This is a genomic window from Anaerovirgula multivorans, assembly GCF_900188145.1.
GTDB lineage: Bacteria > Bacillota > Clostridia > Peptostreptococcales > Natronincolaceae > Anaerovirgula > Anaerovirgula multivorans.
The window spans coordinates 26,561-49,548 of record NZ_FZOJ01000027.1 but is presented as its reverse complement, the minus strand read 5'-3'; the positions used below and the strand labels follow the sequence as shown (position 1 = coordinate 49,548).

At 33.9% G+C, this 22,988-nt stretch carries 20 protein-coding genes; 15 read left to right on the top strand and 5 right to left on the bottom strand.

The annotated features are described in order from the left end of the window. Nucleotides 1-119 precede the first annotated feature (119 nt). The 5 genes from CHB72_RS19655 to CHB72_RS27120 all read left to right on the top strand — a co-directional run bounded on the left by CHB72_RS19655 (nucleotide 120) and on the right by CHB72_RS27120 (nucleotide 5,555). Nucleotides 120-758: a helix-turn-helix transcriptional regulator gene (locus CHB72_RS19655; protein WP_089284579.1), complete on the top strand. Its 639-nt coding sequence runs from the start codon at nucleotides 120-122 to the stop codon at nucleotides 756-758. Nucleotides 759-768: 10 nt separating this feature from the next. After that, on the top strand, nucleotides 769-1,602 hold the full coding sequence (locus CHB72_RS19650; protein WP_089284578.1) for a pyruvate, water dikinase regulatory protein: 834 nt from the start codon (nucleotides 769-771) through the stop codon (nucleotides 1,600-1,602). Nucleotides 1,603-1,724: 122 nt separating this feature from the next. Next, nucleotides 1,725-4,355: a pyruvate, phosphate dikinase gene (gene ppdK, locus CHB72_RS19645; RefSeq protein ID WP_089284577.1), complete on the top strand. Its 2,631-nt coding sequence runs from the start codon at nucleotides 1,725-1,727 to the stop codon at nucleotides 4,353-4,355. A 348-nt stretch (nucleotides 4,356-4,703) separates the two neighbouring features. Further along, entirely contained in the window at nucleotides 4,704-5,198 is a 495-nt protein-coding gene (locus tag CHB72_RS19640; RefSeq protein WP_089284576.1) for a transposase, read from the top strand. Between the two features lie 120 nt (nucleotides 5,199-5,318). Beyond that, the gene (locus CHB72_RS27120; protein ID WP_089284575.1) at nucleotides 5,319-5,555 is read left to right on the top strand and encodes a hypothetical protein; all 237 of its coding nucleotides are present in this window, start codon (nucleotides 5,319-5,321) and stop codon (nucleotides 5,553-5,555) included. A 160-nt stretch (nucleotides 5,556-5,715) separates the two neighbouring features. On the opposite strand, the gene CHB72_RS19630 is transcribed toward CHB72_RS27120, so the two are convergent. Beyond that, nucleotides 5,716-6,663 carry an IS982 family transposase gene (locus tag CHB72_RS19630; RefSeq protein WP_089284574.1) on the bottom strand — a complete coding sequence of 316 codons (948 nt, stop codon included), beginning with the start codon at nucleotides 6,661-6,663 and terminating at the stop codon, nucleotides 5,716-5,718. Nucleotides 6,664-6,919: 256 nt separating this feature from the next. Here CHB72_RS19630 and mntA point away from each other — a divergent pair, with 256 nt between their 5' ends. Further along, nucleotides 6,920-7,339: a type VII toxin-antitoxin system MntA family adenylyltransferase antitoxin gene (gene mntA / locus CHB72_RS19625; protein ID WP_207652610.1), complete on the top strand. Its 420-nt coding sequence runs from the start codon at nucleotides 6,920-6,922 to the stop codon at nucleotides 7,337-7,339. Between the two features lie 21 nt (nucleotides 7,340-7,360). Next, on the top strand, nucleotides 7,361-7,780 hold the full coding sequence (hepT, locus tag CHB72_RS19620; RefSeq protein ID WP_089284572.1) for a type VII toxin-antitoxin system HepT family RNase toxin: 420 nt from the start codon (nucleotides 7,361-7,363) through the stop codon (nucleotides 7,778-7,780). A gap of 479 nt (nucleotides 7,781-8,259) precedes the next feature. Here the strand turns inward: hepT and CHB72_RS19615 are convergent, their stop codons facing one another. The 3 genes from CHB72_RS19615 to CHB72_RS19605 all read right to left on the bottom strand — a co-directional run bounded on the left by CHB72_RS19615 (nucleotide 8,260) and on the right by CHB72_RS19605 (nucleotide 13,401). Next, complete coding sequence (locus tag CHB72_RS19615) at nucleotides 8,260-9,147, bottom strand: DUF2935 domain-containing protein (RefSeq protein ID WP_089284571.1); 888 nt, start codon at nucleotides 9,145-9,147, stop codon at nucleotides 8,260-8,262. Nucleotides 9,148-10,127: 980 nt separating this feature from the next. Next, nucleotides 10,128-10,538: a hypothetical protein gene (locus CHB72_RS19610; protein ID WP_089284570.1), complete on the bottom strand. Its 411-nt coding sequence runs from the start codon at nucleotides 10,536-10,538 to the stop codon at nucleotides 10,128-10,130. 1,072 nt (nucleotides 10,539-11,610) lie between these two features. Further along, nucleotides 11,611-13,401, bottom strand: a complete 1,791-nt coding sequence (locus tag CHB72_RS19605; RefSeq protein WP_089284569.1) for a sensor histidine kinase — start codon at nucleotides 13,399-13,401, stop codon at nucleotides 11,611-11,613. Between the two features lie 315 nt (nucleotides 13,402-13,716). On the opposite strand from CHB72_RS19605, the gene CHB72_RS19600 reads away from it, so the two are divergent. The 5 genes from CHB72_RS19600 (at nucleotide 13,717) to CHB72_RS19580 (ending at nucleotide 18,796) form a co-directional block, all read left to right on the top strand. Then, the gene (locus CHB72_RS19600) at nucleotides 13,717-14,412 is read left to right on the top strand and encodes a response regulator transcription factor (protein ID WP_089284568.1); all 696 of its coding nucleotides are present in this window, start codon (nucleotides 13,717-13,719) and stop codon (nucleotides 14,410-14,412) included. 432 nt (nucleotides 14,413-14,844) lie between these two features. Further along, the gene (locus tag CHB72_RS19595) at nucleotides 14,845-16,905 is read left to right on the top strand and encodes an FAD-dependent oxidoreductase (protein WP_089284567.1); all 2,061 of its coding nucleotides are present in this window, start codon (nucleotides 14,845-14,847) and stop codon (nucleotides 16,903-16,905) included. A 278-nt stretch (nucleotides 16,906-17,183) separates the two neighbouring features. Then, a complete protein-coding gene (locus CHB72_RS28035; protein WP_089284566.1) occupies nucleotides 17,184-17,954 on the top strand; it encodes a winged helix-turn-helix transcriptional regulator in 771 nt (256 codons plus the stop codon). A 309-nt stretch (nucleotides 17,955-18,263) separates the two neighbouring features. Continuing rightward, on the top strand, nucleotides 18,264-18,473 hold the full coding sequence (locus CHB72_RS19585) for a DUF2281 domain-containing protein (RefSeq protein ID WP_089284565.1): 210 nt from the start codon (nucleotides 18,264-18,266) through the stop codon (nucleotides 18,471-18,473). Continuing rightward, complete coding sequence (locus tag CHB72_RS19580) at nucleotides 18,458-18,796, top strand: type II toxin-antitoxin system PemK/MazF family toxin (RefSeq protein ID WP_089284564.1); 339 nt, start codon at nucleotides 18,458-18,460, stop codon at nucleotides 18,794-18,796. Before CHB72_RS19585 ends, CHB72_RS19580 begins: the two co-directional genes overlap by 16 nt. Nucleotides 18,797-19,084: 288 nt before the next feature. Here the strand turns inward: CHB72_RS19580 and CHB72_RS19575 are convergent, their stop codons facing one another. Next, on the bottom strand, nucleotides 19,085-19,927 hold the full coding sequence (locus CHB72_RS19575; RefSeq protein ID WP_176431493.1) for a helix-turn-helix transcriptional regulator: 843 nt from the start codon (nucleotides 19,925-19,927) through the stop codon (nucleotides 19,085-19,087). Nucleotides 19,928-20,076: 149 nt separating this feature from the next. On the opposite strand from CHB72_RS19575, the gene CHB72_RS19570 reads away from it, so the two are divergent. The 3 genes from CHB72_RS19570 (at nucleotide 20,077) to CHB72_RS19560 (ending at nucleotide 22,917) form a co-directional block, all read left to right on the top strand. Beyond that, a complete protein-coding gene (locus CHB72_RS19570) occupies nucleotides 20,077-20,877 on the top strand; it encodes an EFR1 family ferrodoxin (RefSeq protein WP_089284563.1) in 801 nt (266 codons plus the stop codon). Nucleotides 20,878-21,337: 460 nt separating this feature from the next. Further along, nucleotides 21,338-22,093: a DUF4931 domain-containing protein gene (locus tag CHB72_RS19565; RefSeq protein WP_089284562.1), complete on the top strand. Its 756-nt coding sequence runs from the start codon at nucleotides 21,338-21,340 to the stop codon at nucleotides 22,091-22,093. Between the two features lie 497 nt (nucleotides 22,094-22,590). Then, complete coding sequence (locus CHB72_RS19560) at nucleotides 22,591-22,917, top strand: DUF4179 domain-containing protein (RefSeq protein WP_089284561.1); 327 nt, start codon at nucleotides 22,591-22,593, stop codon at nucleotides 22,915-22,917. Nucleotides 22,918-22,988 lie beyond the last annotated feature (71 nt).

Below are 22,988 nucleotides of genomic sequence, written 5' to 3'. Positions count from 1 at the left end.
GGGCTCTAACTGATTTTTTTTTCTAGAATAATATAAAATAGTATAGCAAAACTAATAAAAATGTGATAAATTATTAATATAGTATAACACATATACATATTAGAATAACACATAAAGAGGTGATAGTTATAGAATTTACAAGTAGACAAAATAAAATTATTGATATTGTTCAGGAGCGAGAACCTATCACAAGCCAAGAAATTGCGGAAATTTTGAAGGTTACAAGAGCTACTTTACGGCCAGATTTAGCTATATTAACGATGTCGGGTGCATTAGATGCAAGGCCTAAGGTGGGATACTTTTATACCGGTAAGCCTCATATGAATATGCTGGCTCAGCAGGCAAAGAATATAAAAGTGAAGGAGATTATGTCATTGCCTACTGTAGTGACAGAGGATGTGTCAGTCTATAATGCAATTGTCACTATGTTTTTAGAGGATACAGGGGCCATCTATGTTGTTTCTAATGGCTCTTTAGCAGGGGTTGTTTCCCGTAAAGACTTTTTAAAAAATGCTATAGGGGGAATAGACGTAAATAAAGTGCCTGTTGGAATGGTTATGACACGAATGCCTAATATTACTACAATATTTCTTGAAGAAAATATTATAGAAGCCGCTATTAAGATTGTTAATCATGAGGTTGATAGTTTACCAGTTGTAGAAAAGGTCACGATTGATGGAAAAGAGAAGCTAAAGGTAATTGGTAAAATTTCAAAAAGCAATATTACAAAACTTTTTGTTGAACTATGTAAAGAGTAGGAGGAATTTTATGGATAATGAAAATTTATTAATCTATCTTGTATCAGATTCTATTGGAGAAACAGCTGAACAGGTGGCTAAGGCAGCAATTAGCCAATTTGTATTTGAAAATTATGAAATAAGAAGATATCCTTTTATTAACGAAAAGTCCCAAATTACTGAAATGTTAGAGGAGGCAAAGCAGCAAAGGTCTATTATTGTATTCACTATGGTAGTAAAAGAATTGAAAACTTTTTTAGCAGAAGAAAGTGCAAAGCACAATATTCCCTGCATTGACATCATGTCACCCATTGTTGAAGGATTAAGCGGTATACTTCAATCTACTCCTAAAAGGGAACCAGGATTGATTAGAAAGCTTGATGAAAAATATTTTAGAAAGGTTGAAGCGATTGAGTTTGCAGTTAAGTATGATGATGGTAAGGATCCAAGAGGTCTAAAAAAAGCAGATATCGTATTAATTGGAATATCTAGAACCTCAAAAACCCCTTTAAGTATGTATTTAGCCCACAAAAATTTAAAGGTGGCGAATGTTCCGCTAGTGCCAGAAGTGGCTCCGCCTAAAGAATTATTTGAAGTTCCTTCTAAAAAAATTATTGGATTAACTACAAATCCTATGAAACTTATAGAGATAAGACAAGAAAGACTTAAGGCATTGGGTTTAAAAAGTGAAGCAAACTATGCTAGTATAGAAAGAATTTTAGAGGAATTAGAATATGCTGATGACATTATGAAGCGTCTTTCTTGTCCAGTGATAGATGTTTCTTCAAAGGCTGTAGAGGAAAGTGCTAGTATTATATTAGAAATATTTAGAGAAATTGGCTATAAACTGACGAATGGTAAATAAGGCATTATAAATGCTGCTAAGGTCTGCAAATGTAGCTCCTTAGATTATTAAAATTAAGAATTATAAGAGTATGGTCAGAACTATGAGGGATTCTAATACTTAACTATTTATTGGAGGTGTCAATGTTGAAAAAATATGTATATGACTTTCATGAGGGAACATCTGATATGGGGCTTCTTTTAGGTGGAAAAGGTGCTAATTTAGCAGAAATGACTAGAATAGGACTTCCTGTTCCGGGTGGATTTACTGTTACAACCGAAGCCTGTAATCAGTATTATAAAGAAGGTGCAAGATTATGGAAGGAATTAAGAAAAGAAGTATTAGAGCATCTAGTCACACTTGAGGAGAAAATGGATAAGAAACTAGGGGCGGTAAATAATCCTTTATTAGTATCGGTACGATCAGGTAGTCCTATTTCTATGCCCGGGATGATGGATACGATTTTAAACCTTGGCTTAAATGATGAGTCTGTAAAAGGGCTGGCAAATGTCACTGCAAATCCGCGGTTTGCCTATGACAGCTACAGACGTTTTATTCAAATGTTTGGAGATGTTGTTTTAGAAATCCCGAAATATAAGTTTGATCATATACTTGAAAATAAGAAGGTTGAGAAAAACATTGAAGAAGATACAAAACTAACAGCAGAGGATTTACAGGAGATTATAGAAAAATACAAAGCTGTCATAAAGAAAGAAAAAAATGCAGATTTTCCACAAGATGTAAAAGAACAGTTATTTATGGCCATAGAGGCTGTATTTAGATCTTGGAATAACACAAGAGCAAAGGTATACCGAAAATTGAATGACATTCCTGATACATTGGGAACTGCAGTGAACATCCAGTCTATGGTATTTGGAAATATGGGAGAAACTTCAGGGACGGGTGTTGCCTTTACAAGAGACCCTTCTACTGGTGAGAATAGGCTATTTGGAGAATTTTTAATGAATGCACAGGGAGAAGACGTTGTTGCAGGTATTCGAACTCCTAGGCCGATTGATGAGCTTAAGGACAGTATGCCAAAGGCTTACGAAAGATTTAATGAGGTTGCAAATCTATTGGAAAGTCACTATCAGGATATGCAGGATATTGAGTTTACTATAGAAAATGAAGAATTGTATATTTTACAGACGAGAAAAGGTAAAAGGACTGCATTAGCTGCAGTGAATATTGCAGTAGACATGTTTAAAGACGGAACATTATCAAAGGAGGAAGCTATTCTACGGATAGATCCATTGCAGGTAGAACAACTGTTACATCCTACTTTTGATGAAAAAGCACTGCAAAAAGCTGTTGTCATAACAAAAGGTTTGCCTGCATCTTCAGGAGCGGCTTCTGGAAAAATATATTTTAATCCAGAGGATGTGGTGCATGCCAATAGTCGAGGAGAAAAAGCGATACTAGTTCGGATAGAAACTTCACCAGAGGATATAGAAGGTATGGTGGCAGCTCAAGGTATATTAACCGCCAGAGGTGGCATGACCTCCCATGCAGCAGTAGTGGCAAGAGGAATGGGGAAATGCTGTATAGCAGGGGCTGGAGAAATCAAGATAGATGAAGTCGCTAAACTTTTTAAAGTTGACGAAAATACTTATAAAGAAGGGGAATATATCTCCTTAGACGGTAATCAAGGAATTGTCTATGAGGGAGAAATAGCCACTGAAGAGTCTCAATTAACCGACAATTTCTTAGAGCTAATGACATGGGCAGATGCAATAAGACGCTTAAAAGTAAGAACAAATGCCGATACACCAAGAGATACAAAACAAGCTATTGAATTTGGAGCCGAAGGAATTGGTCTATGTAGAACAGAGCATATGTTTTTTGAAGAATCGAGGATCTTTGTAATGCGTAGAATGATTCTGGCCAGAAGTCAGGAAGAAAGAAGAAGTGCACTAGAAGAACTATTGCCAATGCAGCGTGAGGATTTTGTTGAAATTTTTAAAGCAATGGGGGATCGCCCTGTTACGGTTAGGCTGTTAGATCCACCTCTTCATGAATTTTTACCCCATGAGGAAGAGGATATAAGACAATTGGCAGAAAAAATGCAGATTTCCTATAATCAATTACAGGGTGTTGTTAATGATTTGAAGGAAATGAACCCAATGCTGGGTCATAGGGGCTGTAGATTGGCAGTAACGTATCCAGAAATATATGAAATGCAGGTAAGAGCTATTATAGAAGCAGCGGCTATAGTAAAGGAAAAGGAAGACTTTGATGTTATTCCAGAAATCATGATACCACTGGTGGGAGAGTTAAAAGAATTCCAGTATAATAAAGACATTGTATTAAAGACTGCAAAGGCAGTATTAGAAGAAAAAGGTGTCCAGCTTCAATATCTAATAGGTACAATGATAGAAATACCTAGAGCAGCAATAACTGCAGATGAAATTGCTACAGAGGCAGAATTTTTCTCTTTTGGCACCAATGACTTAACTCAAATGACCTATGGGTATTCCAGGGATGATGCTGGCAGATTTATTAAAGAATATAAAGAAAAAAATATTTTAGAAAAGGATCCTTTCCAAAGAATTGATAGAAAAGGTGTTGGAAAGCTAATGGAGATAGCTGTTAAGTTAGGAAGGGAAACAAGATCAGATATTAAACTGGGTATTTGTGGGGAACACGGTGGAGATCCTGATTCCGTAGAGTTCTGCCACATATTAGGATTAGATTATGTTTCCTGTTCACCTTATCGTGTGCCAGTGGCAAGGTTAGCAGCGGCTCAGGCGGCGATTAACAACAAGGACCTATAAGAAGTAGGGGTATACGACTCTGCCTGCTCACAACAATGTTAAAGAAAATTGATCTAAATAATATAAGGGTATTATTTCTTAATAACATAAGAGATAATACCCTGTTTTGTGATGTTTTATTTTTCTTCTAAAACGGTGCTTACTGCCACTTTTATTATTAAAATACTAGGTATGGTTCTAGTCCTAATATACTAAAAATGGGAAAATGCTGATGAATATGTTAGAATGGACATAAGATGGAAAATGTGAGAAGTAGGGGCAGACGATTCTGCTATTCAAAGCAGGTAATAAAGACTATAGATTGTAGGGCATTGGTATTATATGAAAAATACACAAGGGATGATATGTATGGATAAATTACCTCAAAGAAAAAATATTAGGCTAAAGAATTATGATTATTCACAAGCAGGATATTATTTTATAACCATATGTACCAAGGGTAGACAAAATTTATTTGGCGAAATCGTAGAGGCAGACGACCCTGTCTGCCCAAAACAAGTCATGAAGGCAAACAAAATTGGTAAAATAGTATGTGCGTGTTGGAATAAAATCAATGATATCTATGATAATGTAAGAACAGACTCCTTTTGTTTAATGCCTAATCATATTCATGGAATTGTTGTGATTTCTGAGGGTGGACAGAGTCGTCCACCCCTACCTAAAATAATTCAGGGTTATAAATCTGTATCAACAAGAATGTGCTTTAAATATAATATTAAAACTATATGGCAACGAAATTATCATGATAGAATAATTAGAAATCAACAGGAGTACTTAAAAATATATGAATATATGGAAAATAATCCATTGAAATGGGCTGAAGATAAATATTATATTAAATGACATCCAATCAATTTAGGACGAATTTGATGTATTATGTGCAAAAGCAATAAGCGTGATTAGTTGTACATTTGTAGATAAATGTGAAACAAAGATTATTTTAATTTTGTGAGGTGAGGAATTTTGAATTATAATAAAAGCTACTTACTTGCACATGTGGGGCTTTGGACAGGTGTCGTTATAGGAATTCTAGGGGCTTTAATTGAAATAAGGTTGATTGCATATATGAGCATTATCTTGATGTTGGGCAGCTTAGTGCAAACATTAATATTCTATAAATGCCCAAACTGTAAAAAGCCTTTCAATATTCGAGGTAAAAAACCGAAGTATTGTCCAGAATGTGGTTGCACATTAGAATAATTAAGATTATGAGTTTTATCTTAGGATTATAATATGTTGCACATTATTTATAAATTAACTCGTTGTGCTACTTAATAAAATTTTTGGTTAGGAATATTATGGTAATCTACAAAATCATAATACCCCCTAAAATTTTCACTTGCTCTACCACATGGGTATTTTATCCAAATATTAATTCTTTAATTTTAGCTGTACCACTATCTTTATCTAGTACTCTATTGATAAAATGACAGAGGTTGTAAGCTAATAGCTTGGTTTTAATTCTTGTTTTTAAACCCCATAGGGATTTTGCTAATACTTTTTCTATATTGAGTTGTTCTGTTAGTTGAGAAGCTGTGGTTTCAATCCTTCTTCTAGCTTTAAAGATAAGTTGTCTTAAAGCTTTTGGATATTGGATCTTACTATTTTTTCTTTTAAGTGGAAGAAGGTCTATATTGTTTTCCCCCTTAAGCTCAGGAGAAAGATCCCTATTGATATATCCTTTATCTCCAAGAACAGTAGTAGCTTCATAGGGTGTAAGTAGATCCCATACAGCTTTTCTATCATTAATATCTGCTGATGTTATGGTAAAATCAGTAACAAAACCATCAAGTGTAACAAGCATGTGGAGTTTAAATCCTAAATAGGTTTCCTTTTTAGAAGGACAATTACCATAGGTAGCTCCAAAACCTCTGAATGTTTTGTGAAAACGTGCTCTACCGAATTTACAAACGGGTATTGGAATGCTATCGATAATCCTATAGGAATTATGATGATAGCCTAGCATAACAGTCAGCTCTTTACGAATTTCATCTATTACAGCATGCAATCCCCTACGGGTTCTATTGAAGCGAGTTCTGCTGCAGAATCTTGGAAACAAGTCTTGAAAATTCTTTTTACAAAAGCCTAACCAAGCTTTTTCAGAATCAATAGTGAGTAATTCACCTACAATACTAATGGTAATTATTTCACTATCACTAAGGATAGAAGCATTGATATTTCTACGTTCTTTAATATGTGTTGGGGTAATTCTCTGATAAATATCATCAATTAAGATGTAGGTGATAGTAATAAAGTCTTTAAAATTACCTATTTCTTTGATAGAATATTCTTTAGTAAACTCCAGCATGTGTTTTCCTCCTATCTTGATTTCGTGGTTGTTATCAAAGATAGGTTAACATAATTAGCTGGGGTTTTTCTATTTGTAAATTTTAACTAGCACAACAGGTTAATTTAGTAAAGGAAAATATCAGTAATATTCAAGCTGAAATAAAGGAAACAGAAACACTAATGGCGAAGTATCTTGAATAACTAGGGTGATAGGTAGCAAAATACTTAGAAGCTGCTTTTTTATAATTCTGATGTATGAAAGAAAGGGTGGCACTATGAGAAAAGAGGGCCTGTTAGAAAAACTAGATGAATTTCTAGATCAAATTAACGAACAATATCCTATAGAGTTTGTTTATTTATTTGGATCATTTGCTACAGAAAAATATAATAAAGAAAGTGATATTGATATTGCGATTATGTTTCAAGAAAAATATGAATCTAAGAAGGAACTCATAATTAAAGGAAATATAATTGATATGGGAATGAAGTACTTTCAAAGAAAACTAGATGTTATATCCCTTAATAGTGCTACACCGCTGCTTAAATATGAAGTAGTAAGGAAAGGTATTCTTTTAAAAGATAGTAAAAGAAGATCAGAATTTGAATCTTTAGCTTTACGAGAATACTTTGACTTCCAATATTATGCAGAAGTCTATAATAAAGCTATGATAGAAGCAATAAAAAATGAGATTTAACTCAGAAAGTTGGTGATATTAGTGGTAAACGTAGATATATTAATGACCAGATTAAATAAGTTAAAGGAATACATCGGTTTTTTAGATAGTATAAAAAAATATACTGAAGTTGAGTATGTAAAAGATCCTTTCATATATGGATCTAGCGAAAGATTTTTGCATTTAGCTATAGAATGTGCCATAGATATTGGGAACCATATTATTTCTGATATGAGATACAGAAAGCCAGAAACTAATAGAGATGTGTTTGAAATATTATATGAAAATGAAATTATATCTTTAAAACTAAAAGAAAGCCTTGGAGACATGGCTTCTTTTAGAAATATATTGGTTCATGACTATGTGAATATAGATCGGGGAATGGTTTATAAAATTATTACAGAGGATCTTAAAGATCTAAAATTATATATGAAGGAAATTGTTGGATATTTTTATAGTTAGTCTGGTTAGCCTTCACCACTGAAAAGCTTTATCTCAGTGGGGGAGGTTTCATTTTTTAAGATATACTTTTCTGTTTTGTGCATCTAGACAAATATCTATTAAAATATATGGTTATCAGAAGTGTTCCATAATAGTAAAATATGGTAATTGGTCTATTTTGTTAGCAGCTACTCAGGCGGCGATTAACAACAAGGACCAATCGAAATAAGACTTAAAATTGATTGGGTAAAGCTCCAAATGACTTGTATACCAAGGATTTTTAGAGATTTATTATAAAATAAACTTTAGGGTATTGTGCCTTAGTAATCTAAGATATAATACCCTGTTTTTAATATTTTTCCTTTTCTTAATAAAATCAGTGCTTACTGCACCTTTTTTAAAAATAGGATTGGGAAGAAATTGAGTTGATAATTTAGGAATAATATTCTGTAAGCCTTACTATTTAAAATCTTAAAGTGTTTAAAACTTAAGGTTCAGAATTATAATACTTTATCTTCGATTAAAAGCACTTCCATATAGTACTGTGCTTCACGGGCCATATGATCTAAAATTAGGGCTGGAGCATTTATCTGACCAGAAGGTACATCGCATTCAACGACATCCCTAAATAACTTTTGTAAAAAATCATGCCATTCTTTCATTACAGCATATGCTTTGGTATTAAATGATTTTAAAATTGTAGGTTGTTCGGACACTCTTTTAGCTTCTTCAAGCAATATTTCAAGCTGTTTCTCAAATTTGGCTGTAGCCTCATATAGCATATCTTGAATTTTAGGGCGATAAGCAACTAGTAACAGTACCTCTCCATGCTCCCTATGAATTCGCAGCCAAAATAGGTTTTGATCTCGGGCAATTCTAGGAATTTGTTCACCCATAAAAGGAATTAATAGTTTAGGTACAAGACTGGTAGGAATATTGGCGTTTGGTATACCTAATACTGTTTCAGGAGGTACAGGTAAACCTTTTAGTCTGTATAGCATGGTTAAGAAAAAGTCTGCTTCACGGCGAATATGATCAAGAAGTGGAGCAGGAAGTTCGGCAACTGCCTTACATTGCTCTAGAAGAACAAATAATTGGGCTTTAAAATCCCTCAATGCTACTGTCCAATTAATGCTATCGTCAACAAAAGTATTAACGCGACTAGCATCATGTGGAGGAGTATTAACTACCATCATGAATAATCGTTCAATGTTTGCTGCAAAGTACTCTGCTTTGCGAATAAAGTGTTCCTGGTCCTGACTTGGATTTAATCCCCCACGGATAAATTTAGCATGTTCAAACATAATCCGAAGCCAAAATCTCATTTCGTCAATAGCCGCGCTTAAACCTTGAGGCGATGTGATAGGGTAACCGTGGTACATGTTCATAAAAAACCCCCTTACTATTTTTACTCAACATATAATATGAATGAATACTGTAGTTAGTGCATAGTCTAATTCCCGGTTAAATAGGCTGGTCGACTTGGAAAGGGGGAACTTCTAGTTATAAGACTGATATTATTTATCTAAACTAATGTCTAACTAATTAGCAGTTTATTCCAGAAATTTTATCCATGTATTTTTTGCTCTGAACTAATCTTTAACCATATGCTTTAATAACATTAATTAAATAAGGAATTGCATAATATGATTGTTTTTAATCCATTCCTTGTAATAGAAACAAAAAAACTAATACTTAAAGTAGAATTAAGTACAAGGAATTAATGTTTAACTAAGAACGGAAACTATCAAAATATCTTTTTTTCTATCATGGTTTTGCAAAAATTATAATAAAATTTGGGTAAAGAGGTTTAAGAAGGATGTGTTATACTCAGGCAAGAGTATTTTGCATTATCTAATATTATAGTGGAAGGATTTTGCACAGTTAGCTTTAACAGATATAAACTATATGATTACAAGAAGTATTCCATAATACTAAAAAATAGAGATTGGTCTATTTTGATAGTGTTGCCACAGGCGGCGATTATTCACAAAGACCAGCCAAATGATTCCTCAAAAGAGGTAGGATAGAAGTAGAGATACCTTATATACCAATGGTTTTGCGGGTTTGATATAAAATATAATAGGATATTGTTTCTTAATGATTTAAGGAATGATACCCTGTTTTTATTATAAAGTGCATGGATAATAATTTTCACAATACTTATATAATTAGGGAGGATTTTTATCTTTCATAGACATTGATATTAAAAATTGCACAGCTCAAGTTATATATTAATAATTTGCTAGACTCAGTATAAAGTAGGGGTAGAATTTCTTAAGATTTTTAAGATATTCTACCCTATTCTTATTTTTTCGTAGATTCTACAACATATTTATAAATCATAACTGTTGGCTCTTGAGGGATGTTATTTTTTTGAAGTGAGGATATTAGGCCCAACTATAACGGCATATAGAGGAATGGCTAGTCCATATAATCCTAGGGTTGCAATTATGACTATAGGCTTGTGCTGTATGAGGAAATATGTAGTGCTGACAACACCTATCAGCAGGGCTCCTGTGAAGAAGAGCTTAAAGTCTAAAATTTTCTCAATAGCATTGTATATTAAAATGAGAGCTGCTATAAACAAAAGATCAATATTTAATAGTAACTTGATGGCGGGTAAGAGAACTATGAAGTGGTTAGATACACCATATGTGTATTTTACATACTCTGCCAGCGCCGCCAGATTCAATAAAGAAAAAGCAAATAATCCTACCAAGCCTATATAATTAATGAAAATAAAGGTAGTGGGTGCTATTTGAAAAGGTTTTCTCATTTGTATTTCCTCCTAATGGTAATATAAGATTGAGCTCTTTGGTATAGACATAAGCATTTTAATATTAATATATATTAGCTTGTCTATAAAAATATGTTAAGAATTTTATAAGTGTAATGATGAAGAAACTAAGAATTATCAACCTAGGACGGAACTCTTTTGAGAAATCGGGCTAACTCTAAAATTATTGTAGTTTATTTATGTTAGAGATTTAGATACATATTGATGGAGCAAGATTTTTTATTGGGAATAGAACCAAAAGGAAATAGTGTTGAATATAGAAAAAAATGATGTAAGACCCTAATAATAAAACATTGGATAGTTTTATTATGAAACTAAATCTCCCTTTAGTACCTTATGATTTATCAATGGTCTGATAAAGGAGGAACATCAATTTTATGTCAAGAAGAACAGCTATTCTTAATAATATAATAATATTATTTGCTATTTCTATTATCATGGCATGTTTTTCTCTATGGATAGGATACAATGATTGAGCATAATGAAGATGTAATTAGAAGTGTTCAGTAATAGCCCAAAACAGGGATTGGTCTATTTTGTTAGCAGCAGTCCGGGCGGCGATTAACAACAAAGACCAATCATAATAAGGCTTTAAATAGCATGGTTAAATCTGTGGAATCCTTATAAATAGAAGGTTTAGAGGACTTAGTATAAAAACAAGTAAGGGTATTATTTCTTAGTCATTTAAGAGATAATACCCTGTTATTTTATTAATTCATTGTATTTTGGAATATGAAACAGGCTTTAAAATAGATATTATCGAACAGTATTAGAGGTTTTTCCTAGCATAAGAAGCAATTAAAGAATATCAAAATTATGTTAATGAGATTGAGAATACAGTAGAGATTATGGATATTGAAGAACCACAATAACCCGCAGGCAGCAGTTAAGCATATGACTACAAAATAGTAATAGGAATAGTATAGACATAGCAGTGGGATATTTGGAAGGTTATATTTTATGCATAAGGTGACAAAACCCTTGTTTTAGTTACCTTTTTTGTATGAAAAAAGCAAGTTAGAAACCGGAACGGTTCGGAACTTGCTGTTAGTTAAGTGATTATAGGCAGGTCAACTATAAAGGTTGTGCCGAATCCTAATTGGCTATCAACGCTAATGCTTCCCTGATGTTGTTGTATAATTTCTTGTGCAATGGAAAGTCCTAAGCCGGTTGATTGGTGCTTTTCTTTACTACTTATACGATAATATCTGTCAAATATTTTATCTATGTCCTGTGGAGATATTCCAATACCTGTATCTGTAAAGGATATAATGGCTGTATTTCTTTCCTTTTTTAAAGATACATATACCTTGCCATTTGGTTTTGTATAGTATATAGCATTTAGAAGAAGATTTTGAAATGCCTGTTTAAGACGATACTCATCTCCCCAAGTAATACAATCACATTTCAACTCTGTTCCTATATAAATGTTTTTACTTTCTCCCTCTATACTACACGCACTTATAACATTTTTAATTAGGTCTGTGATAGGAACTCGATCTGTCTCGAGAATTACTTGCTTGTCCTCAAGTTTGGCCATTAAAAACAAATCTTCAACTAGGTGTTTTGTAAAATCTAATCTTTCTCTTATTATTGGTAATTCTGCACCCAGTAGTTCTGGTTGTTCAGTAATTTTTTGAGTACAGCCTTGCATAACAAATAATGGAGTACGTAAATCATGAAAGATATTCATCATAAGACTATGTCGACGTGTCATCTGTTCTTGCAAAGCCTGTTTACCTTCCATAACTTTTTTATCCAGATTATGGTTTATTTGCTCTAATTCTTTAGTAAGGATTTCGGCTTCAGTAAATTTTTCAGCGAAAATATGGTTTATTAATAACATACAGCAAAAGGCAAATGGAATATTAAAAAATTTTGAAAATTGCAAGGCACGCAAAGGATAGCTTACACTTGATGATGAAAGAGAAGATAAGGGTATAACCATACGTAATCCTAAACTTAATGCATGGCCTGAAATCAATAGCCAGGATCCCTTTCGTCTATTAGCGCAGGCATATATGAGAACTCCAATGGAAAATAAGAACAAGCTATAAACATAAATTTCACTGTGCAATTTAGGGAAAATACTTTCCATAATTGACCATAACACTAAAACAGAAATAACTCCCCTTATACTCAGAAGTATGTTAAAACCTCCAGGAAGCTTAATATCAAACATTTTAAAGCATATAACAATATCTAGGATTACGCACCAGGCAAAAACATAGTGTCGCAAAAAATTTATACCTGTACCAACAAATAGTGGAAGAGCGCTCCATAAAGTTAATGCACCGGTATATATAGCAAACCATAATAGGTATTTTTCTGTTTGTTTACGACGATAAAGGGAGAGTCCATATATAGACATTAAAAATGTTATTCCAAGGCTGAAAGCAAATACCATATTAAAGGTTGAAAGTGCAGTTTCAGCACTAGATGTAGTGGTTACATATATAGGAGTATTATAGGGATTTATACTTGTGTTAAAAACCACTCTGATTTTGTTATCAACAAACCAATCGGAGCTAAGTAATAGTCTTGAAAAGAATGAAGATTCCTTTAAAACAGTATCATTTATTAAAACTTCTGATGGCAATTTCCCATAGATAAGTACCAATTGTTGATTTTCATTTTTTCTAACTAAGTCAAAGTAATAGATATTAGTTTTTGAATCCCAGTGATAATTTGTAAGAGAATATATATTGTTCTCTCCCTTATCAGAAAAAGTGTCACCGCTTTTTAGAACACCAAAGCTACTATTTATTTTTATGCCTATAAAGAAAGTTAGGCTGGATATTATTAGAAATACAAGTATTGCTTTAAAATAATCTCTTTTCATATGTATTCCCCTTTTTAGGCCGTTAATAATTATTATATATCTATTATGTATGTCAAGATAGTCTGAATGTCTGTTTACGGTATAATTTAAATTATGGAGAGTTGCTGCCCTTACCGTTGAAATTGCGAAGAAACAACGAGGGGTACGAAAGGAATGTTGAAAGCACCTCGACAAAAGTATATCAAATATTTAAAAGTATATCAATTATTTACAGAATAGCAAACTATCCTATGTATTTTTTAGTTACAAAACACATGAATATCCTTGTCCAAATAGTAACAATTAAGGTAATATTGATTTAGGGGGTGAAATTAGATGATAAAGGTTCTTTTAGTTGAAGATGATGAATTAGTAGCGAAGATAATCCTCTACTACCTTGAAGAAGCCGAGACATATGAAGTAATTTGGGCCAAAACAGGCAGCGAAGCCTATGCAAATGCGAGGGATAAATTTGATGTTATACTCCTTGATATCTTGCTGCCAGATGTTAATGGTGTTGACCTTTGTTCTAGATTGACAGAGTGGCATGATTGTCCTATTATTTTCATTTCCTGTCTTGACTGTAGTGATACAATTGTTCAAGCTTTAGAACGGGGAGGGGACGATTTTATAGTAAAGCCCTTTGATAATAAAATTCTTGAGGCACGAATAAAAGCAAATCTGCGAAGGGCGAATAAATTACCCAATAAAGCTAAGAATATTTTAGAATGCACAGGTTTTAAATTAGATGCAAATCGTCATATTGTCGTTAAGGAGGAAGGTGAATTAAAATTATCTTCCACTGAATTTAAGATCTTGTCATTCTTGATGGTAAATGCAGGAAAATATTATACCCCTAAAGAATTATATTATAAAATTTGGGGAGCAAAAAGCTACGGGGATACACGAACTGTAATCGTTCATATACACAATATTAGAAATAAAATTGAAGAAGATGTGAACAGTCCTAGATTTTTAAAAATGGAGTGGGGACAAGGATACTATTTTGACCCTAAGGGAAAAGCTAATTAAGTTTCAACATGAAATATCATACTTCTCTTCAGAGGGTTGGAAGAGATAATTTAACCTCTCTATTAGAGGAAACAACAAATTAAAAATATATTAATTTTAATAGAATAAATGTTAAGATTTCTTAATCTTTAAAAATGTTCATTACGCATTTTTAGGGATTTTTTTATGAATTAAGCGATATAATTGCTTGTTAATAGAAGAATTCTCCTATTAGAATTAAAAAACACTATAAAATCTTAATAACTGTTTAATCAATATATTGCTTTAAGTATGTTAAAATTTAATCGAAGTCAAGAAAAAAAGAAAGGAAGTGTTTTTAGTGGGAAGGCCCGAAAACCTTAGGTGAAGCGGAAATGTTAAACCTTGGAACGAGGATAAATAAGGTCCTCTAAGTTTTCTAAAGATTACTAATTAAAGATTGGGGGAGAAAAAATGAAGAAAATTATTACTATGCTATTATGTATTTGTATGATAGCAACACTTGTTGGATGTACTCAGGAAACCGTTACACTTATTAATGGTACCTTTGAAGGTACAGCAGCGGGTATGCAAGGACCCATAACCGTAAGTATCACTGTTGAAGACAGCAAAATTACAGACATTGAGTTCGTAGAGAATCCTGAGACTGAAACGGTTGTAGCAGTAGCAGTTGAACGTATACCGACGCAGGTAATCGAAAATCAAAGCTTATCTGTAGATATTGTAACAGGAGCAACGATATCAAGCTATGCTATCATTAATGCTATAACAAAAGCTGCTGAAGCTGCTGGCTTAGATATTGATGCCCTAAAGGCAAATAAAGTAGTTGCTACACCTAAAGATCCTCAAACATGGGATACAGATGTTCTTGTAATGGGAGGAGGAGGAGCTGGCTTGGCAGCGGCAATTAATGCTGCTGAAGAAGGAGCTAAGGTTATCCTTATTGAAAAAGGCTCTGTATTAGGTGGAAATACAATGATGGCAGGTGCAGCATATAACGCTGTGGATCCAGAGGCACAGAATAGCAAAATGATACTGTCCAAATCTCAAAAGGATGCATTGGATGGATATCTTGCCCTTGACCCTGCTGATCCAAAGTTGAAATTTGATATCTATCCTGAGTGGGAAGAAGTGTTGACAGAGCTTAAAGAGGATATCAATGAGTTTTTTGCAGAAAACCGTGGAAAAGAGGCAGGAGTTGATATGCCTGGTTTTGACTCTGTAGCATTACATATGTGGCATGTTTACACAGGTGGACTTCGTGAATTAGCAGATGGAGATTGGATTGCTCCAAGAATTGAACTGGCAAGAAAGTTTGCTGCTGATGCGCTTGATGCCTTTGCATGGATGGGTGAAGTTGGTCTTGAGGCATCTTATGGCGCTGATGCTCAATACGGTGGACATCCTGGAACAGGTACAGTTCTTGGGGCGATGTGGCCAAGAACCCACAGCTTCATGTCAGGTGCTGAACGTATCCCTCAGCTTGAAAAAGTTGCAAGAGAAAATGGTGTTGAGATATATACAGAAACCAGAGGTACAGAGCTATTGGTAGATGCATCGGGAAGGGTAGTAGGTGCAAAAGCTGAGCAGATAGATGGAACACAAATTACCATAAATACAACCAAGGGTGTTGTTCTTGCTACAGGTGGTTATAGCGCAAATGCGGCTATGGTTAAGAGCTATGACAAATATTGGGGTGATGATCTTTCAGATAGAACATTATCAACCAATATGGGTACAAACAAGGGTGATGGAATTATAATGGCACAAGAAATCGGTGCTGATATAACTGGTATGGAAGTTGCTCAGATGATGCCTTCTTCATCTCCGGTTAAGGGAACTATGACTGATGGTATCTGGGCTGATGCGGCAGAGCAGCTTTGGATTGATAGTAACGGTAAGCGTTTCGTAAATGAATATGCAGAACGTGATGTTCTTGCTAAAGCTTCACTGGCTCTTGAAAATGGTATTTTCTATATCATCTATGCGGGCAGAGGAGATGTTGGAAAGCCTGAAGAACTTTTAAAAGGAACCGACTATAATCCACGTGTTGCAGGTATGGTTGAAGGTGGTCATGTATGGTATGGTAAAACTCTTGCTGAACTAGCAGAGGCTACAAAGACTCCTGCAGCAGGTGTTGCTCCTGGATTTAGTGAAGAACAATTACGTGCTACAATCGAAAAATATAACAGCTATGTAGCAGCTCAAAGAGATGATGACTTTGGCAAGGATGTTATAGCCGGAGCTATTAATCTTGATTATATAGATGCGAATGATGATGTTGGAATTGTTATAAGTCCAAGAAAAGCTTCACTACATCATACAATGGGTGGTGTAGTTATTGATACTGAAGCTCGTGTTATAAATAAAGATGGCAATGTTATCCCTGGTCTATGGGCAGCTGGAGAAGTTACAGGTGGAATCCATGCCGGTAACAGATTAGGTGGAAATGCTATTACTGACATATTTGTTTTCGGACGTATCGCAGGAATAAATGCAGCAACTGGAAAATAAATAAAAATTCAATTCTTCTCATCGCTGATTAACTTAAAGGAGTATAAAAAGATGTTGTGTCAAATCCTTCCTTAGTTTAAGGGACGGTTATATTGTATAAAGAAAACCACTAGCTAAGTTAGTGATTTTCTTTATACAATGAGAGCTTCGAATGAATTCGAAGCTACATACCTTTAGAAAAATCTATACAATAATTTATTGACAAATAAATAAGTAAAACATACTATGTTGATAATGGATATATCTAGTATCGGTATAGTTACTATGGAGGTGATTTAGTGAAAAATAAGACTAAAAGAGTATTTTGGGGATTCTTTTCTCTAGACTATAAAGCCATAGAAGCTTATCTAGAGGAAATGGCTGAGAAGGGTTGGATGCTAGAAAAGGTTGGGAGAATGACAGCCAAATTTAGAGCAATAGAGCCTAAAAAATTAAAATTCTATGTGGATGTATTTAAAGGTGGAGGACCCCTTGCCCCAGAGAATACTAAAGAAGCAGAGGAGTATAGAAGTTTATGCCAAGAGTCCGGGTGGAACTTTATAACATCCCGGGATTATTTGCAGTTCTTTTATGCTGAAGAGGATGAGGATCCGGTTCCTATTCAGACTGATGAAGCCCTTGAGCAGAAAAATGTTGAGACTACTTTGTGGAGAGGTGAGGTACGCACATTTTTGTGCCCTATAAAGGAGATTTTTATGTCAGAGAATAAAGAACAAGAAGTTATTAATCGGCGAAATTGTGTAATGATATATGCTATGGATATCATTGGTGGAAAATGGAGGCTACCAATAATATGGAAATTATATCAAAACAAAACTATGCGTTATAATGAACTAAAAAGAAATTTAGTCGGTATTACGAATATTATGCTTACAAGGTCACTACAAAGTTTAGAAGAAAGCGGTCTTGTGAGTAGAGTGGAATTTAACCAGATTCCGCCTCGAGTAGAATATTCATTAACTGATAACTGTCTACAACTTGTGCCTGCATTGGAATCTATTTACAATTGGGGACACGAGAGGATGATAAGAGAGAATTTGGATTTATAGGCTGCTACTACAAAGAAAAGGTAAATGCTCGACGTGCTGGGATACTCTGAAGCATGCTATGTTTGCGTGTTAATGGAAAAGAGATACTGAAAACAGACTAGTTATTCATATAAGCTAATGAACAATATTCTTAAATTGCGAAGGAAGTTGATTAATGACTACTTTGCGTTTTCTTTTTAATGTGCAGAAGATGAGAAGGACTTCGACTGCTCCCTATTAGTAACTAGATAACCTGATCGTTTCAACGGTGGTTTTTTGGTAGAAAAATAAAATCTATGGTATAATAAAAACAAGAGAGGAGTGCTGAATATGAAGGAAATTGACTTTATTATAAAGGAAATTGATACATTGCCTCCAAAGGTATTAAAGGAAGTCGCAGACTATATAAGCTATGTAAAATATAAATATAAAATAAATGATGAACCTATAAAAATAGATGAAATTACATTAGCAAGTGAAAAGAGTCTTGCAAAGGATTGGCTGAAACCTGAGGAGGATGAGGCATGGAAAGATTTATAAAAGGAGATATAGTAGTAATACCATTTCCATTTTCTGATTTGAGTCAAAGTAAAAAAAGACCTGCCTTTGTTTTAGCTGATTTACATGGAGATGATTTGATTCTATGTCAAATTACCAGCAAAATGCTGAAGGATGAGTATGCAATTGAAATATTAGATGATGACTTTGAGACTGGAAACTTGATGAAAGAGAGTAATGTGAGAATCAATAAACTTTTTACGGCAGATAGAAGTATTATACTTTATAAAGTAGCAGCCTTAAAAGATTCTAAAACACAGGAAATAATAAACGGTGTTATCAACATTTTATCAAGGAATGAGTAGTATACGTATAAAGTGTTCCATAATAGTAAAAAAGGGTGATTGGTCTATTTTGTTAGCAGCAGCTCAGGCGGCGATTACCAACAAGGGTCAATCAAAATAAGGCTATAAAGGATATGGTCTAAGCTCTGAAAACATTATGTACCAAAGCTTTGAAAGACTTTGAATAAAATAAAAACAGGGTACTGTCTCTTAGTGATTCTAAGAGACAGTACTCTGTTATTTTGCAAATTATTACGTCAATTTCTGGTAATTATTTAAAAAGTGCAAAACTATAGTTAGTAAAACTTTTTACTCATCCAATAAAAATTTCATTTTTGTAGCAGTATCCGTTCCTGATAAAGGGGTATGTACAATCAATTTTAAGCCAGAATTATCAGAAACATCAAAATTACTAACTTCAAAATCTAATATTCCCGCAATAGGATGGTTCAATTGCTTGGATTTTTCACCATTACTTTGGATTTCATGTAAAGGCCACCATAAATTAAATTCTGTGCTTTGCATTTTAAGATCATCAATAAACTGAGTAAGCCAAAAATCTTCAATATATTGCCCACATGTTGAACGGAATCTACCCAGTAAATCCTTGGCATGCAGATTCCAGTCGACAAATAACTGTTTATATTTATTATCTGTGAACATCGCCCAAACTATATTTCGTTCGAGAACATTCATTTCAGTAAAATCACCAAAGATTAAGCATGCTGCTTTGTTCCAAGCAATGACGTTCCACCGCTGATCCGTGACTAGAGATGGACAGAATATTAAACTATCCAGAACATGTTGAAGTATTGGACTTACTGTTCCTTGGTATCCCGGTATATCTGTTGGAAGCGGCTGGTTTGCTAAACGGTAAAGATGAATACGTTCTTGTTTATCAAGCAATAAAACTTTAGATAGGCTTTCTATTACTTGAGTTGAAACATGAATAGTTCTTCCTTGCTCAAGCCATGTATACCAAGTTATACCAATGCCAGCTAACTGTGCTACTTCCTCTCTTCTTAAGCCAGGAGTACGTCGACGCATTGCTGATGAAAGTCCTACCTGCGATGGTAAAATTTTTGCTCTTCGCGTTTTTAAAAAATCGGCTAGTTCTTTGTATCGATGTTTCTCATTAGTGAAAATTATCATCAGTCCTGTCTATTACAATTTATACTAGTATAATTTCGCTCCTATTAATATTATAAGCTTTGTATTATTATAATTCTAGAAAAACTTGTAAGGTAAACAAAAAATATTTTATTAACTGTAGAAGACTACAGATTCGAGGAGGAAATCTAATGAAAATACAATCACTGAAACTTGTTTGTTTTTCACCTACTGGGACAACAAAGGCGATTATTCAAGGTGTTGCGCGTGGAATTAATCAAAGTACTGTGGAGTTAATTGATATTACCAGACCAGATGCAAGAACGCAACCATTACAAACATCGGAAAATGAATTACTTGTTGTTGCAGTGCCAGTTTATATGGGAAGAGTGCCTGCGCTTTTAAATGAATGGCTGCATGTGATTAAAGCTCGAAATACACTTGCAGTATGTATCGTCGTTTATGGTAATCGTGTGTATGACGATGCACTACTTGAGCTTAAAGATATTCTGATAAAATGTGGATGTAAACCGATTGCCGGTGCAGCATATATTGGAGAACACTCTTTTTCTAGTTCCGAAACGCCAACAGCCGAAGGCCGTCCTGATACAAGTGACTTAAATCACGCAGAATTATTTGGTCGTAAAATAAACGAAAAACTACTATCTGTTTCATCGGTGGATCACATTTCTGATATAAATATACCTGGCAACTATCCCTATGGAGGAGTTGCGGAGCTATGGAATGTTGATTTTATAGCAATTAGTAACGAGTGTACGCAATGCGGAATTTGTGCTGAAGGCTGTCCTGTTGGTGCTATCGATTCAGAAAATAATAATTTGATTGATATGGAAAAATGCATCACGTGTTGTGCCTGCATCAAGAACTGTCCACAAAACGCCCGAACAATGAAAAACGGTCTGGTCAAAGACGCTGCAATACGACTAAATAAACTATATAAAGAACGAAAGGAACCGGTCTTCTTTCTTTAAATAGTAAACAACAAAGAACACCGAAACAAGCTTTACCATGCCAAGACCAAGGGCAGTTGGCTCATAATCAGCCGGAGGATGATATGGTATGGCATATAACCTGCTTACCCACGGTAAGCGCCGCGCCCAAGACTGCGAGAGAATGGGAAATCCCTATGATTTTTGACAGACTCACAATGATCCACATAACCGGCTAATGTCTATGGCGGAGGCGAGAGTAATAACCCTGAAGGGCGACCACGGTCGCATTGGGCTGCGGCCTACACGAAGTCTTATATTTTTAAATTTAACAAGACTGACAAAGAAATGCTTAAAAGGGAAATACAGAAAATTTTATTTTTACTGTTTTATAAGGTATAATTGCTTTAACTAATGGATTTTCCTCCAGTAATGTTTTTGTTAAACGCTTAACACAATATGAAATGATATAAAGAAAATAATTTAGTTAGTAGGTGTAAAAATGACAGTTAATAGGCATCTTTATTTTCTTTCCGACATTGGGAAAGAAAAGATTAGTTATCAAGATAGTGAATACCTATGTCCATTTTGCAATCGCGAAAAACTTTCAGATATTTTAGATGAAGAAGATTCAATATTATTAATAAAAAACAAATTTCCTACTTTAGCTAATACTTTTCAAACAGTACTTATTGAAACTAACGATTGCTTCGCAAATATATCTACCTACGATACGCCCCATATGCGGAAAATAATTACCTTTGGAATAAATCATTGGCTAAAAATGGAGGAAAGCGGAAATTTTAAATCTGTAGTTTTTTATAAAAATCATGGACCTTTATCTGGTGGCAGTATCAATCATGCACATATGCAAATAGTTGGGCTAAAAGATATAGATTATAAAATAAACTTAAAAGATGAGATTTTTGACGGAATAGAGATTTATAAAGAAGGAAAATGTTTACTTAATATTTCCACTAAACCAAATGCTTGTTCAACCGAATTTAATATTATTACTACTCCTCGCCATGACAATTTCATGGCGGATAATATACAAAATATTGTAAACTATATATTTAATCGCTCTAAGTGTAGTAGCTTTAACTTATTCTTCTATCAATGGAAAAAATCGATTATATGTAAAATAGTTCCGAGATATATAACTTCTCCGTTTCTCGTGGGTTTCTCCATTCCTCAAACTTTCAATAGATTGAATAGTATTGCTGAAGAAATACAAAAAATTTATTATAATTTTTGAAAAATATAATATAAAAATATATATCATGCTACTACTCAGGCGTTATGTAACTTTATTAATAAACCTTTTTGGTTAATAATCTAGAAACTAACTTATCAACATTACAATTAGGGGTTGTGGTAGCATACGTTTTATGTACTGAAAAGCAAATGGAAATTTACGGGTGAAAAAAGTTTAATGTACCGATTAGGGTATTGAAACTTAATTTCATTAGTGACTTTAAGTGCAATACCCTGCTTTTATTCAAATATTAACTCTGTTTAATTAATATTTTGGGCAGGAGTGTCTTCAATGTAGTAAATTTATGATATTATTGTATAACTAGATTTATTTAGGATTGTACCATAAATGCGTTTTTTGAGAGATGTGTTGCTTTTACTCATATGAGTGGATAAAAGAAAATTAAAAGAGAAAGTTCATAAAGATATATTTATCTATAAACTATCTTGCTATTATAGCTTAGATAATTGGTCTTACTTTCCTTTTAGGGATAGAAAATCGACCTTTTTTTAATTTCCCTAAGAAAGAACAAAGGCTGGAATAGTAAGAAAATAATTGCAGCAGCTCTAGTTGATTTAGTAGTAGGGAGCACTGCTTATATAGGGATTACCAATCCAGCATATGCTGCAGGAATTCCAATAATAGGAGATATATTCCGGTTTTTGGATAATGGGCGCACTGGTGTGTATGATTTATATAAAGAAAATGCCAACGAGATTAATATCAGCAAAGAGAGTAACGGTATTCAGATACGTTTAAGGATGCAATCTTTGATGGTAAAACCATTACCTATACTTATGAAATTAATACCGATAAAGATTTAGGAGAGTATCCAATAATTGGTTTGGGTCTTCTTTTAGTATAGTAAATTATACAGGCGGACTTGCAGGCAGCG